The 10,367-nt window shown below is 73.4% G+C and carries 18 protein-coding genes; 9 read left to right on the top strand and 9 right to left on the bottom strand.

Features of this window, described 5'->3' with window-relative positions:
* Nucleotides 1-6 precede the first annotated feature (6 nt).
* From ACIQWR_RS12050 to ACIQWR_RS12065, 4 genes are all read right to left on the bottom strand, one after another.
* Nucleotides 7-1,566, bottom strand: a complete 1,560-nt coding sequence (locus tag ACIQWR_RS12050; RefSeq protein WP_404007189.1) for a YncE family protein — start codon at nucleotides 1,564-1,566, stop codon at nucleotides 7-9.
* Nucleotides 1,567-1,592: 26 nt separating this feature from the next.
* Nucleotides 1,593-2,144 carry a hypothetical protein gene (locus tag ACIQWR_RS12055; protein ID WP_404007191.1) on the bottom strand — a complete coding sequence of 184 codons (552 nt, stop codon included), beginning with the start codon at nucleotides 2,142-2,144 and terminating at the stop codon, nucleotides 1,593-1,595.
* A 223-nt stretch (nucleotides 2,145-2,367) separates the two neighbouring features.
* Nucleotides 2,368-2,808 carry a nucleoside deaminase gene (locus ACIQWR_RS12060; RefSeq protein WP_404007194.1) on the bottom strand — a complete coding sequence of 147 codons (441 nt, stop codon included), beginning with the start codon at nucleotides 2,806-2,808 and terminating at the stop codon, nucleotides 2,368-2,370.
* The gene (locus ACIQWR_RS12065) at nucleotides 2,805-3,686 is read right to left on the bottom strand and encodes an LLM class flavin-dependent oxidoreductase (protein WP_404007197.1); all 882 of its coding nucleotides are present in this window, start codon (nucleotides 3,684-3,686) and stop codon (nucleotides 2,805-2,807) included. Before ACIQWR_RS12065 ends, ACIQWR_RS12060 begins: the two co-directional genes overlap by 4 nt.
* A gap of 93 nt (nucleotides 3,687-3,779) precedes the next feature.
* Here ACIQWR_RS12065 and ACIQWR_RS12070 point away from each other — a divergent pair, with 93 nt between their 5' ends.
* Nucleotides 3,780-4,241 (top strand): Lrp/AsnC family transcriptional regulator, encoded by a 462-nt coding sequence (locus ACIQWR_RS12070; RefSeq protein WP_404007200.1) that lies wholly within the window; start codon nucleotides 3,780-3,782, stop codon nucleotides 4,239-4,241.
* On the opposite strand, the gene ACIQWR_RS12075 is transcribed toward ACIQWR_RS12070, so the two are convergent.
* The gene (locus tag ACIQWR_RS12075; protein ID WP_404007516.1) at nucleotides 4,238-5,686 is read right to left on the bottom strand and encodes a dihydrolipoyl dehydrogenase family protein; all 1,449 of its coding nucleotides are present in this window, start codon (nucleotides 5,684-5,686) and stop codon (nucleotides 4,238-4,240) included. The two genes, ACIQWR_RS12070 and ACIQWR_RS12075, sit on opposite strands and share 4 nt — an antisense overlap.
* Before the next feature lie 186 nt (nucleotides 5,687-5,872).
* Between ACIQWR_RS12075 and ACIQWR_RS12080 the strand changes: the two genes are divergently transcribed.
* The 5 genes from ACIQWR_RS12080 to ACIQWR_RS12100 are packed head-to-tail and all read left to right on the top strand — an operon-like array spanning nucleotide 5,873 to nucleotide 7,008.
* On the top strand, nucleotides 5,873-6,148 hold the full coding sequence (locus ACIQWR_RS12080) for a hypothetical protein (RefSeq protein ID WP_404007203.1): 276 nt from the start codon (nucleotides 5,873-5,875) through the stop codon (nucleotides 6,146-6,148).
* Entirely contained in the window at nucleotides 6,145-6,363 is a 219-nt protein-coding gene (locus tag ACIQWR_RS12085; RefSeq protein WP_404007206.1) for a hypothetical protein, read from the top strand. The genes ACIQWR_RS12080 and ACIQWR_RS12085 overlap by 4 nt, the downstream gene beginning before the upstream one ends.
* Nucleotides 6,364-6,383: 20 nt before the next feature.
* Complete coding sequence (locus tag ACIQWR_RS12090) at nucleotides 6,384-6,623, top strand: DUF6907 domain-containing protein (RefSeq protein ID WP_404007209.1); 240 nt, start codon at nucleotides 6,384-6,386, stop codon at nucleotides 6,621-6,623.
* Nucleotides 6,614-6,784, top strand: a complete 171-nt coding sequence (locus ACIQWR_RS12095) for a hypothetical protein (protein ID WP_404007212.1) — start codon at nucleotides 6,614-6,616, stop codon at nucleotides 6,782-6,784. The genes ACIQWR_RS12090 and ACIQWR_RS12095 overlap by 10 nt, the downstream gene beginning before the upstream one ends.
* Entirely contained in the window at nucleotides 6,781-7,008 is a 228-nt protein-coding gene (locus ACIQWR_RS12100; RefSeq protein WP_404007215.1) for a hypothetical protein, read from the top strand. The genes ACIQWR_RS12095 and ACIQWR_RS12100 overlap by 4 nt, the downstream gene beginning before the upstream one ends.
* A gap of 339 nt (nucleotides 7,009-7,347) precedes the next feature.
* Here the strand turns inward: ACIQWR_RS12100 and ACIQWR_RS12105 are convergent, their stop codons facing one another.
* From ACIQWR_RS12105 to ACIQWR_RS12120, 4 genes are all read right to left on the bottom strand, one after another.
* Nucleotides 7,348-7,650 carry a hypothetical protein gene (locus ACIQWR_RS12105; protein WP_404007218.1) on the bottom strand — a complete coding sequence of 101 codons (303 nt, stop codon included), beginning with the start codon at nucleotides 7,648-7,650 and terminating at the stop codon, nucleotides 7,348-7,350.
* A gap of 143 nt (nucleotides 7,651-7,793) precedes the next feature.
* Nucleotides 7,794-8,129, bottom strand: coding sequence for a hypothetical protein (locus ACIQWR_RS12110; protein ID WP_404007221.1), 336 nt, complete (start codon nucleotides 8,127-8,129; stop codon nucleotides 7,794-7,796).
* Complete coding sequence (locus tag ACIQWR_RS12115) at nucleotides 8,126-8,287, bottom strand: hypothetical protein (RefSeq protein ID WP_404007223.1); 162 nt, start codon at nucleotides 8,285-8,287, stop codon at nucleotides 8,126-8,128. The genes ACIQWR_RS12110 and ACIQWR_RS12115 overlap by 4 nt, the downstream gene beginning before the upstream one ends.
* On the bottom strand, nucleotides 8,284-8,514 hold the full coding sequence (locus tag ACIQWR_RS12120) for a hypothetical protein (RefSeq protein WP_404007226.1): 231 nt from the start codon (nucleotides 8,512-8,514) through the stop codon (nucleotides 8,284-8,286). The genes ACIQWR_RS12115 and ACIQWR_RS12120 overlap by 4 nt, the downstream gene beginning before the upstream one ends.
* Before the next feature lie 194 nt (nucleotides 8,515-8,708).
* Here ACIQWR_RS12120 and ACIQWR_RS12125 point away from each other — a divergent pair, with 194 nt between their 5' ends.
* The 3 genes from ACIQWR_RS12125 to ACIQWR_RS12135 are packed head-to-tail and all read left to right on the top strand — an operon-like array spanning nucleotide 8,709 to nucleotide 10,327.
* A complete protein-coding gene (locus tag ACIQWR_RS12125) occupies nucleotides 8,709-8,966 on the top strand; it encodes a hypothetical protein (protein WP_404007229.1) in 258 nt (85 codons plus the stop codon).
* Nucleotides 8,941-9,459 carry a DUF6879 family protein gene (locus ACIQWR_RS12130; RefSeq protein WP_404007231.1) on the top strand — a complete coding sequence of 173 codons (519 nt, stop codon included), beginning with the start codon at nucleotides 8,941-8,943 and terminating at the stop codon, nucleotides 9,457-9,459. Before ACIQWR_RS12125 ends, ACIQWR_RS12130 begins: the two co-directional genes overlap by 26 nt.
* Nucleotides 9,460-9,478: 19 nt before the next feature.
* Complete coding sequence (locus ACIQWR_RS12135; RefSeq protein ID WP_404007234.1) at nucleotides 9,479-10,327, top strand: helix-turn-helix domain-containing protein; 849 nt, start codon at nucleotides 9,479-9,481, stop codon at nucleotides 10,325-10,327.
* Nucleotides 10,328-10,367 lie beyond the last annotated feature (40 nt).

A 10,367-nucleotide genomic window follows, 5' to 3' on the forward strand; every position in this document is an offset into this window, starting at 1 on the left:
CGGGCCTCAGGCGCCCGGCGGGCCCGGAGCGTCCGGCGTGCGGCGACCCCTGCGGGCGAGCAGCCAGCCGCCACCGGCCAGGAGCGCCGACGCGGCGGCGGCCAGGGCGGTGACAGCGACACCGGTGGACGCGAGCGCGCCACCCGCGGCGCTGGAACCACCGCCGCCGACCGTGGAACCGGAAGCCGGACCCGACACCGCCGTGCCGGTCGCCGGAGCACCCCCCGACCCGCCTCCCGCGGTGCCCGGGCCCGCGGCGTCGCCGGTCGTGATGACCGGCACCTGACCGCCGGCGGACGCGGACGGGACGGGCGACGCACCCGACGGCGCGGGTGACGGCCCCTGCGGGCCCGTGGGGCCGGGCGTGGACGTCGGCGAGGGCCCCGGACCCGAGGTGGCCGGCGGCGAACTCCCCTCCGTGGGACCTGGGGTGACCGGTGGGGTCGGCTCGAACCGCTCCAGCCGGGTGATCCGGGCCCCGGCCGGGTCGGACACGAACACCACCCCGGCGCCAGGGGCCACCACGACGGCGGCCCCGCCCAACTGCGCCTGGTTTCCCGGCAGTACGACGGGCGGCGCGGCCTCCTTCAGGTCCGCCGAGCGCAGTACGGTGAGCGTGCCGTCGCCGTCGCTGCCGGCCCGGCCCGGATCCCCCGCGTCCTGCCAGACCACGAAGACCTGGTGGGTGGCGCGGTCGAAGGCGGCCGCCCGGGGCAGGTCGACTCCGGTGACCGCGCCGAGGGCGGCGCCCGTACGGTCGTACGCGAGCACGGAGTTGTCGAGCCCGACCCACACCGCGCCGGTCTCCGGGTCCACCTCGACGAATCCCCCGAAGCCCTCCCCGGCGGGGAGCCGGACCGTGGCGGCGACCGTGAACGACGCGAGGTCGACCCGGTACAACGCCCGGCCGGCGTAGTCGGCGAACCAGGCCGCGCCGCGCGCCGCGTCGACGGCGAACTCCGTTCCGCCGTCGAGCGCGAGGGAGCGCCGGACCGTCACCTCGGCGGTGTCGACCTCCTCCAGCACGGAGCCCTGCGCGACGAGGAGCGTGCCCGGGGTGGTGCCCGGGCCGGCGTCGGTGACCGTCGCCCCCGCGAGCCAGCCGCCCGTCACGGCCGGGTCCCCGTCCTTGGCCGCGCCGATGCCGCGCAGCGGATAGACGAAGGCGGCGCCGTCGCCGGGCAGCGGGGCCGCGAACCGGCCGACCGCGCGCGGGCCGAGCACGCCGGTGGGTCCGGGCGCCTGGGTGACCGTACTGCGCACCGTGCCGTCGGCCGGGTCCAGTACGTACAGCCCGTTCTCGTTGGCTCCGGCGGTGTCCGGCAGATCGGCCGAACCGACGTACAGCTTCCCGGAGTCGGGGTGCAGGAGCAGGTCGCGGGGCCGCCCCGTGGTGGTGAACTGCGCCACCGCCCGGTAGCTCGCGGTGGTGGCGGGCGCACCGGGCGCACCGCTCGCGGCGGACACCGCGGTGCCCGCCGCGAGCGCGCCGAGGACGACGGCGACCGAGGTGACCGAGGTGACCGCGACGGTGACGCCGACGGCGCTCTGATGGCGGAGTGTCATGAGGATCGACCGGTCGACCGGGGCGCCTAGTTGAAGGTCACCGGGGCGTGCACGTCGTACGCGCGGTTCCCGGAGTTGAAGTGGTCGGCGCGGGTGACGACCGCGCATTCCACGGTCTCCCCGCAGACCTGGCCGTTGCCGAGGTCGGCCTTGACGTGGATGGTGACGCTGAAGCTGCCGCCGGGCCCGAAGACGGAGGTGTTGGGGAGGGTGCCGCCGCCGACGTTGGAGACCCAGTGGGACGCTCCGGTGGTGCCGGCCTGGTCCGAACCGCCCAGGCACGGCGTGGGCTTGGCGGCGCCCTGGGCGCCGTTGACCGCACAGAGGCCGACGTAGACGCCCTTGGCGGTGTTGTAGCCGCTGCCGGTGACGGTGATGTTCTGGCCCGTCGCGGCGGCGGCGCCGGGCGCGGTGAGCGAGAGGCGGTAGGTCGCTCCGCCGTCGGTGACCGTGCGCGTCGACGTGGCGGCCGAGGCGGAGGTGGCCATGCCGAGGGCCACGGCGATGGTGGCAGTGGCGGCGACGGCCGTACGGACGACGATGCGGGCGGCATTGCGGGGCAGGCGGGCGGCACTCATCGGGGAACACCTTTCGGGCGCGGGAAGAGGGGCGGGAAGGCCTGAGGATGGCGCGGAGCACGCCCCGACCATCTCGACTTAGGTAAGGCTAACCTAATGTCGATCACGATGGGAAGGGCGGTTCCGGCCGTCCGGATCCAGGGGGTGTCGAGAACTCCGGCCACCGCGCGCCCGGTTCGCCGTCGACCACCCGCGCGGACGGCGCACCCCAGGGCCCGCGGCCCTACCGCGGGTACGGCGGGTAGTACCGGGCGACGGTCTCCCGCACCTCCTCGAAGAGGGCGGGACCCACCTGCGGCACGGGCGGTCGCCCGCTGCCCGCCCTGATGCCCGCCAACTGCTCACCGGACAGCGCGAACACCACCCGTCGCAGCCCCGCCTGCCGGATGACCGCCGCGCACATCCCGCACGGCTCGCAGCTGGTGTACAGCGTGGTGCCCGCCGCCGTGACCGCGTCCAGCTCCCGCGCGGCCCAGCGCGCCAGCTTCAGTTCCGGATGCGCGGTGATGTCCGCGTCGCTGCGGGTCGTGTTGCGCTCCTGCGCCAGCACCGCACCGTCCGGCCCGGCCAGCAGCGATCCGAAGGGCGGATCGCCGCGCTCGCCCGCCTCTCCCGCGAGCGCGATCGCCCGCCGCAGGAGGGCCCGTTCCTCGGCTGTGGTCATGACTGCTGCTCCGTTCCGGTGTGGTGCGGTGCGCGGTGTGCGGGGCGCAGGTGCGCGGCCACCGTCGCCAGCGCCTGCCAGGCCGCTTCCGGGTGGCACGTCTGGCGGGGATCGCCGCCGTAGGGGTCGAGGATCACGGATTCGGCGCCCAACAGCCGTATGGCGTCTAGGTCTTCGACGACCTGCCCGATCGTTCCCCGCCCGGCGAGCCGGTCCGGCCCGAGGACCGGCTCCGCCGTGAGCCCGAGGGCGATCCGGGGCGCGAGGGCGGGTGCGGGCCGCCGCAGGTCGCCCGCGTGCGCCGCGAGCCGCACCGCGGCCTCGCGCAGCCACGCCACGGTGGGGCGCAGCGGATGCCACGCGTCCCCGAAGCGCACGGCCCGGCGCTGCCCCGCGTCGCTGTTGCCGCCGACCCACACCGGGATCCGGCGGTTCCCGTATCCGGCGGTGTCCGCCCAGGCCTCCCGGAGGCCGCGCAGGTGGTCGTCGGTCAGCCGGCCCCGCTGCGCGAAGGGGATTCCCAGGGCGGCGAACTCCTGCCGCGCCCAGCCCGCTCCGACGCCCAGGACCAACCGGCCGCCGCTCAGTTCGTTGGCGTTGGCCGCCATCCGGGCCGTGAGGAGCGGGTGCCGGTAGGGAGCGACGAGGACCGTCGTGCCGAGCCGGACCCGGGTGGTCAGGCCGGCCAGCCAGGACAGGGTGGTGAACGGCTCGTAGAAGGGCGCGGGATAGCGGGCGGCGACGTCGGGCGTGACGGCCACGTGGTCCGAGACCATCAGCAGGTCGTAGCCCAGGTCCTCCACGGTCCGGGCCCAGCCGCGCAGGACTCCCGGATCGGTGCCGGGGCCGAAATTGGGGACGTTCACTCCGATCTTCACACCGCCGAGCCTAGCCAGGCGGCGGGACCCCCAGAAGTGATTCCCGCCTGCGCGAGGGCAGTTCGGCCGTGGATCCGCCGGTATTCTGGCCCGATGACCGAGACTCTCGATTCAACGGACTGGGCGATCCTGAGGGAGCTCCAGCGTGAGGGCCGGATCGCCTTCACGGAGCTGGCCCGACGGGTGAACCTGAGCGCCTCCGCGACGAAGGAGCGGGTGCGGCGGCTGGAGGAGGCCGGGGTGATCACGGGGTACCGGGCGGACGTGGACCTGGAGCGGACCGGGTACGGCGTACTGGCGGTGGTCCGGCTCAAATACCCGGGCCCGGGCACCCGGCACGAGCCCCTGCGCCGCCTGCTGGAGGCGCGCCCGGAGATCCTCGAATGCCTGCGCACCACCGGGGACGACTGCTACGTCCTCAAGGTGGCGACCACCTCGATGGGCCACCTGGAGGAGGTGGTCGACGAGCTGGCCGCCTTCGGCAGCACCACCACCAACCTCGTCCTCAGCCGCCCCCTCCCCCTCCGCGGCCCGCGACCCCCTGAACCCGCCTAGGAAGCGCCGTCGGCGTCCCGGTAGGTCTCCAGCAGCCGCAGCCAGATCTCGCTCATCGTCGGGAACGCGGGAACCGCGTGCCACAGCCGGGCGATCGGCACCTCCCCGACCACCGCGACGGTGGCCGCGTGCACCAACTCGGCGGTGCCCGGGCCCACGAAGGTGGCGCCCAGGAGGACTTCGCGGTCGAGGTCCACGACCATCCGCGCCCGGCCCGCGTACCCGTCGGCGTACAGCCCCGCCCCGGACACCCGCGCGAGGTCGTAGTCGACGGCGCGCACCCGGTGACCCGCCCGTTCGGCCTCCGCGGCGGTCAGCCCGACCGCCGCGGCCTCCGGGTCGGTGAAGACCACCTGCGGTACGGCGGCGGTGTCCGCGGTGGCCGCGTACGGGCCCCAGCGCCCCTCGTCCGCCCCGGTGGCGGCGCCTGCCGCACGGGCGGCGATGGCGGCCCCCGCGATCCGCGCCTGGTACTTGCCCTGATGGGTGAGCAGCGCCCGGTGGTTGACGTCCCCGACCGCGTACAGCCAATCGGTTCCGGACACCCGGCAGCTCTCGTCGACCGCGATCCAACCGCCGGGCTCCAGCCCCACGGTGTCGAGGCCGATGTCCTCGGTGCGCGGGACCCGACCGGTCGCCATCAGCAGCTCGTCGCCCTCCAGGGTCTCCCCGCCGGTGAGCACGACCGTGACGGGCCCGGTCGCCCCGTCGCGCACGACGGCCTCCACGTCCACGCCCGTACGGACCACCGCGCCCGCTTCCCGCAGCGCCTCGGCGACCAGTTCCCCGGCGAAGGGCTCCATCCGGGGCAGCAGCCGCGCGCCGCGCACCAGCAGCGTCACCCGCGAGCCGAGGGCCTGCCACGCGGTGGCCATCTCGACCGCCACCACCGAACCCCCGACGATCAGCAGCCGCTCCGGGGCCTGCCCGGCCGAGGTCGCCTCACGACTGGTCCACGGGCGGGCCCCGGCCAGCCCCGGCAGGTCGGGCAGCAGGGCCCGGGTGCCGGTCGCCACGACGACGGCCTGCCGGGCGGAGAGCACCGTGTGCTCCCCCTCGGGGCTGGTGACGGCGATCTTCCGGATCCCGTAGAGGCGGCCGTGCCCCCGGTAGAGGTCCACGCCGATGGACGCGAGCCAGTCGCGTCCGCCGTCGTCCTTCCAGTTGCTCGTCCAGTAGTCCCGGTGGGCCAGCACGGCCGCCGCGTCCAGCGGCCCGCGGACGGCGTCGGCCAGCCCCGGCACCTTGCGCGCGTCCGCGCGCGCGAGCGCCGGGCGCAACAACGCCTTGCTGGGCACGCAGGCCCAGTACGAGCACTCCCCACCGACGAGTTCGCTCTCCACCAGCGCCGCGCTCAGCCCGGCCGCCCGGACCCGGTCGACGACGTTCTCCCCCGCAGGCCCCCCGCCGAGCACCAGGACGTCGTACTCCACCGCTTCCGACATAGACACCTTCCAAGGGTTCCAGAGGGTCCACCAGGACCCGCAGGAATCCCGGTCAGGGGCTCATATCCCGTCACTGTACGTGTGGTCTGTGAGACATACGTGAGATGACGGGCGGCCTCGGCGTGGTGCAGCAACACCCCGCCGAGGCCTTGATCCAGACCTTTCTGATCAAGGAGTCCGAACCCAATGTCAGAACGTACACGCCTGCCCGACGCGGACACCCGCGCTCTGCTCCAGCAGATGGCCGTGCGCCTCCTCGCTGAGCGCCCCCAGCACCCCATGCGCGCCAGCGTCCGCGAGGCCCTCGCCCTGACCTTCGCCGCGCGCCGACACGGATACGGCACCGACCGGGCCGCGCGCGCCGAGGAGCAGATCCTCGCCCACGCGCCGGTCGTCGAGCCGGGCCTCACCCGCGTCCAGGACGCCGCCGTACTGCACCGCGTCACGGGCGGTGCCCGATGACGACGAGCACGTACAGCCCCCTGCACGAGCCGGAGCGCGACGGCGCCCGGTGGGTCCCCCCGCTGGACTTCGCCCTTGAGATCGCCCGGGATGCCCTGGCGAAGCAGGGCGAGGCCAACATCTACGACGACCGTGCCGTGCTCACCGCGGCTGTCGTCCTCGACCACGCCCTCCGTGGTCTCGTCGCCGCGCTGGACGCGGAGACAGGCCGGTGACCGGGGCCCGCACCGTTACGGTGCCCACCCTCGATGCCGGGCCGGTCACGGTCACCTGTCCGCCCTGGTGCGCCGGCCACCCCGAGGGCCCGGCCGAGTACCTGGTGGACGTCCACCACGCGGCGCCCGTGCCCGTACCGGCCGGGCTGGTCAAGCTGGATGTCCAGCTCGTCGAGTACCCGTACGGCGCCACGCCCATCCCGGTGAGCCTGCACGCGACGGCGGGCACGCGGTCGTCATCATCGCGACCGTGGTCCTGATCGCGGTGTGGACCAAGCGGCGCGGCTTCAACGGGATGATCCTGCGCGCGATCCTGTCCGGGATCAGCCTCGGACTGGCCTCGGGTGTCGCCGGGGTCGCCGGGTACGTTCTCTCGCCGGTCGTCTCGACCGCGGGTGACGCCATCGTGGGTCTGTTGTGACCGGGCCGCGGGCGTCCTGGGTGGCCGTGCTCGGGCGGCGTCTGGCGCACGGGAACGGGCTGCTGCTGGAGTCGCCTGCCCGCTGGTTCGACGTGACCACCCTCGGCGCGCTGGTAGTGCGCCTCGCTGTTCCCGTTGTGGCGCTCGTCTTCTACGGGCTGCTCCTGGCCAGGGCCCCGCAGTTCATCTACGTCGTGCCCTTCGCGTGGTTGGGGGCGGTCTAGTGGTTGTCCGATTCGTCCGCCACTCCCCCACCGCTTCCGTCGGTCCCTCTCGGGGACGTTTTCGCTGATGAGCTGGCCGAGGGAGCGACCGTGTTCCGGTCACCGGAAGGGGTTGTGTTCATCATCCACCCATCCCGCCGCGAGATTCCCGAGGAGGTGAACGGGGGATGATCCGCTACCTGTTGGCGCGCATCGACGCCGAGTACTGCGAGGCTTGCAGCCGGTGGACCAAGCCGTTCTGCGGGCACTGACCCCCGCCCTGAAACCAGTTGCACAAAGGGCCCCCGACGCGTGCGGATCGCGTCGGGGGCCCGGTGCTGCCCGGAGTGCCGGACAGGTCTATACGGGGGGCCGTCCAGGGGTCGGGGTGGGCGGGGGCGAGGGGAGAGCCGGTCCGGGGTCCGGCGGCAGCTGCGGCGGCCCGCCCGCGTGCTTGCCCATGCTCACCTTCGCCGCGGTGAGCCCGTACACGCCGAGCGGCGGGAACAGGTCGACCCGCGCGGGGTGGCTGGCCTCGGCGCAGTCCAGGCACAGAAGGGTGCGTGGCCCTTGGCCGACGCGGGCGGCCTCGACCGGCGCCCGCCAACAGGCTTCGCAGGTGGTGACGTCGGTCCCGGTCGCTACGAACTCGGTAGTGATCACACGATCTCCGATCAAGGGGGACCCGCTCCGGTCGCGGTCCTGGACAGATGGCGGCCGGAGCGGGGGTCAGTAGGTGCCGATCACGATCACGGCGAGGATGCCGAGGACGATCAGCACGTAAAGGGCCTGGCGCGGCCACTCGGTCACCGGGCCTGCTCCTGCCGTGCGCGGCGCCGAGCCTGATGCGCCTCCTCCTCGGCGAGCAGGAGGCGGAGCGCCCGGGCGAGGGCGACGGCCTTCGGCCACGGGGCCGCCGGGTCGAGGTCGCGCGCGGCAGCCCACGCGGCGAGCCCCTCCTCGGCGGCCGGCGTCCGGCGGCCCTCGGCCTGGAAGTGGAAGCAGAGGACCCCGTGCTTGGTGAGCCCGCCCTCGTCGAGGAGGTACGTCACCCAGTCCGCGGGGACCGCGTCGGCTGGCTGCTCCTCCGGGTGGGCGAGGACGTAGTCGATGGCCGCAGCGAGCCGAGCCTCCCGGGTCACTGCGCGTCCGCCCGGACCTGGCGGCACGAGGAGTCGCGGATGTCGTGCTCCCAGCGCGGGCCGGACGCGGGGTCCTGGATGGTCTCGTGGCCCCCCGCGCGGATCACGCCGTGGCAGCGGTGGCAGACCCGGCCGACCGCTGGCGCCTGCGTGCTCACGCCCGCTCCAGGGTGTCCGGGGCCGCGGTGAACTCCAGGCCGTCCGCGCCGCGCACGTACGCGGTGCGGGTGTGGACCTGCCGCCCGGCCGCCGTGCCGACGAACTCCCGGAGCACGGCCATCAACACGCCCTCGCGGCCGGTGCCAGGGTCGCGGACCTGCTGGTGCAGAAGCAGATGTTCGGTGTGGCCGAACGCTTCGTCTGGTCTGTGCTCGCGGACCTCCATGTCCGTGCTCCCTACCGTCGGCAGTGGGTGGTCCTCAGAGCGTGACGAGGGCGGCACCACGGCCGCCAGCAATGTGCAGATCTGTGCACCAGGCCAACCCATCAGGGGAGTTGGCCACATCGGGCCCTTGACCCGGCCCGCGCTGCCCGCAACGCTGCTGCACAGAAGTGCACAAGCCGATACAGGAGGCTGGCATGCCGCTTATGTTCGTCGGGATCGACCCCAACACCGGAGATAAGCAAAGTCCGACCGTGTGGGCTGACCTGGAGCAGCAGGAGCTCGTCCTCCAAGGATGGCTGCCGGGGCCGGAGCTGGAGGCGGAGTGCGCGGCCACCGAGGTACCGGGCCACGCCGTGGGAATCCCGGAAGGAGAAGGCGTGGTCCGGATCCCGGCCCGCATGCTGCACATGATCAGGGAGGCGTGCGATGCCCTCGAAGCCCACGTTCGATGAGCTGATGGAGCGCTGCACCACGGCGTACCACCTGGAGATGCGCGACTCCTACGCCGTCGACTACGAGGTCGGCCCCTTCGCCGATTGGCGAGGCGGCTACCGACACGATCCGGCCAACAGGGCGGCCTGGTGGCGCCCGTGGCTCGACCTCGTGGCGGAGGCGGTAGGCCGTGGCGTGGAGATCCGGCGGGCGCGTATCGTGTCGGAGCCGGTCAGCGAGTACACGCGCTTCCTCTACGACGGGACGTTCACGAACGTGGCGGCCGGCGAGGACGTGCGGTGGCTTCCGCGCCGGCGAGCCTCGGACATCGCGCTGCCGGGCAACGACTTCTGGCTGTTCGACGGCGAGTGGGTCCACTGGAATCACTTTGCGGGCGACGGGTCGTCGCTCGGCGAGGAGATCACCAACGATTCGGTCTCAGCGAAGCTCTGCGCTGAAGCCTTCGGGGCGGTCTGGTCAAGGGCCACGCCGCACGCCGAGTACAAGATCTGACAGGACGGTCCGACGCTCCATGCCCGCCTCCCCGTCGTCCTCTGCACAGGCCGCACGCGCAGCCGTAGCCGCACGGCTGCGCGACCTGCGTAGAGGCGCGGGACTGACCGTCGCCGAGTTGGCCGGCCTCTGTGGCTGGCACCACTCGAAGACGTCCCGTATCGAGAACGCGCGCACGGCACCCTCGGCGCGGGACATACAGCACTGGTGCCGGGCCTGCGGCCGTCCGGATGAGGCGCCGGATCTCGTCGTGCGGTCCATGAACGCCGAGTCGATGTACAGCGAGTGGCGCCACCAGGTGCAAGAGCTTGAGAAACTCCAGAACTCGTGGCCGCGGGTGTTCGCGGAGACCCGTTTGTTCCGGATCTACTCGTCGACGCTCGTGCCGGGCCTGCTCCAGACGGAGGGGTACGCCGGCGGTCTACTCGGGACGATCGCACGGTTTCGCGGGTACCCGGAGGAGGGCGCCGAGGCTGCACGCGCGCGGGTGGACCGGTCCCGGATCATTCACGACGCGGGCCGGCGGGCCGTCCTCGTGGTCGAGGAGACGGCGCTCTACTACCGGATGGGTGACCCGGACGCGATGGCTGCCCAGCTCGGGTATCTACTGACTGCTGGGGCTCTGCCTGCGGTGTCCCTGGGGGTGATCCCGCGCACGGTGGAGCCGCGCACGGTCTGGCCGCTGGAGACGTTCCACGTGTACGACGACGCGTTCGTGTCCGTGGAGCTGCTCTCGGCGGAGGTGAACATCACCCAGCCCTCCGAGGTCGGGCTCTACTTGCGGGCGTTCGAGGAGCTGCGCCGTATGGCCGTGTACGGGGCGGATGCCCGCGCTCTGGTCATGGACGCCATTGCCGCGCTGCCGTAGGCGCACGCTGCTGCGCCCCGTGCGGCCCATCATGCAGTCG

This window comes from Streptomyces sp. NPDC098789, assembly GCF_044759975.1.
GTDB lineage: Bacteria > Actinomycetota > Actinomycetes > Streptomycetales > Streptomycetaceae > Streptomyces.

What these genes read in the sequence shown, in the direction of transcription:
- ACIQWR_RS12050 (WP_404007189.1), bottom strand. Translation starts at nt 1,566, where the DNA reads ATGACACTCCGCCATCAGAGCGCCGTCGGCGTCACCGTCGCGGTCACC.
- ACIQWR_RS12055 (WP_404007191.1), bottom strand. Translation starts at nt 2,144, where the DNA reads ATGAGTGCCGCCCGCCTGCCCCGCAATGCCGCCCGCATCGTCGTCCGT.
- ACIQWR_RS12060 (WP_404007194.1), bottom strand. Translation starts at nt 2,808, where the DNA reads ATGACCACAGCCGAGGAACGGGCCCTCCTGCGGCGGGCGATCGCGCTC.
- ACIQWR_RS12070 (WP_404007200.1), top strand. Translation starts at nt 3,780, where the DNA reads ATGACCGAGACTCTCGATTCAACGGACTGGGCGATCCTGAGGGAGCTC.
- ACIQWR_RS12075 (WP_404007516.1), bottom strand. Translation starts at nt 5,686, where the DNA reads ATGTCGGAAGCGGTGGAGTACGACGTCCTGGTGCTCGGCGGGGGGCCT.
- ACIQWR_RS12080 (WP_404007203.1), top strand. Translation starts at nt 5,873, where the DNA reads ATGTCAGAACGTACACGCCTGCCCGACGCGGACACCCGCGCTCTGCTC.
- ACIQWR_RS12085 (WP_404007206.1), top strand. Translation starts at nt 6,145, where the DNA reads ATGACGACGAGCACGTACAGCCCCCTGCACGAGCCGGAGCGCGACGGC.
- ACIQWR_RS12120 (WP_404007226.1), bottom strand. Translation starts at nt 8,514, where the DNA reads ATGGAGGTCCGCGAGCACAGACCAGACGAAGCGTTCGGCCACACCGAA.
- ACIQWR_RS12125 (WP_404007229.1), top strand. Translation starts at nt 8,709, where the DNA reads ATGCCGCTTATGTTCGTCGGGATCGACCCCAACACCGGAGATAAGCAA.
- ACIQWR_RS12130 (WP_404007231.1), top strand. Translation starts at nt 8,941, where the DNA reads ATGCCCTCGAAGCCCACGTTCGATGAGCTGATGGAGCGCTGCACCACG.
- ACIQWR_RS12135 (WP_404007234.1), top strand. Translation starts at nt 9,479, where the DNA reads ATGCCCGCCTCCCCGTCGTCCTCTGCACAGGCCGCACGCGCAGCCGTA.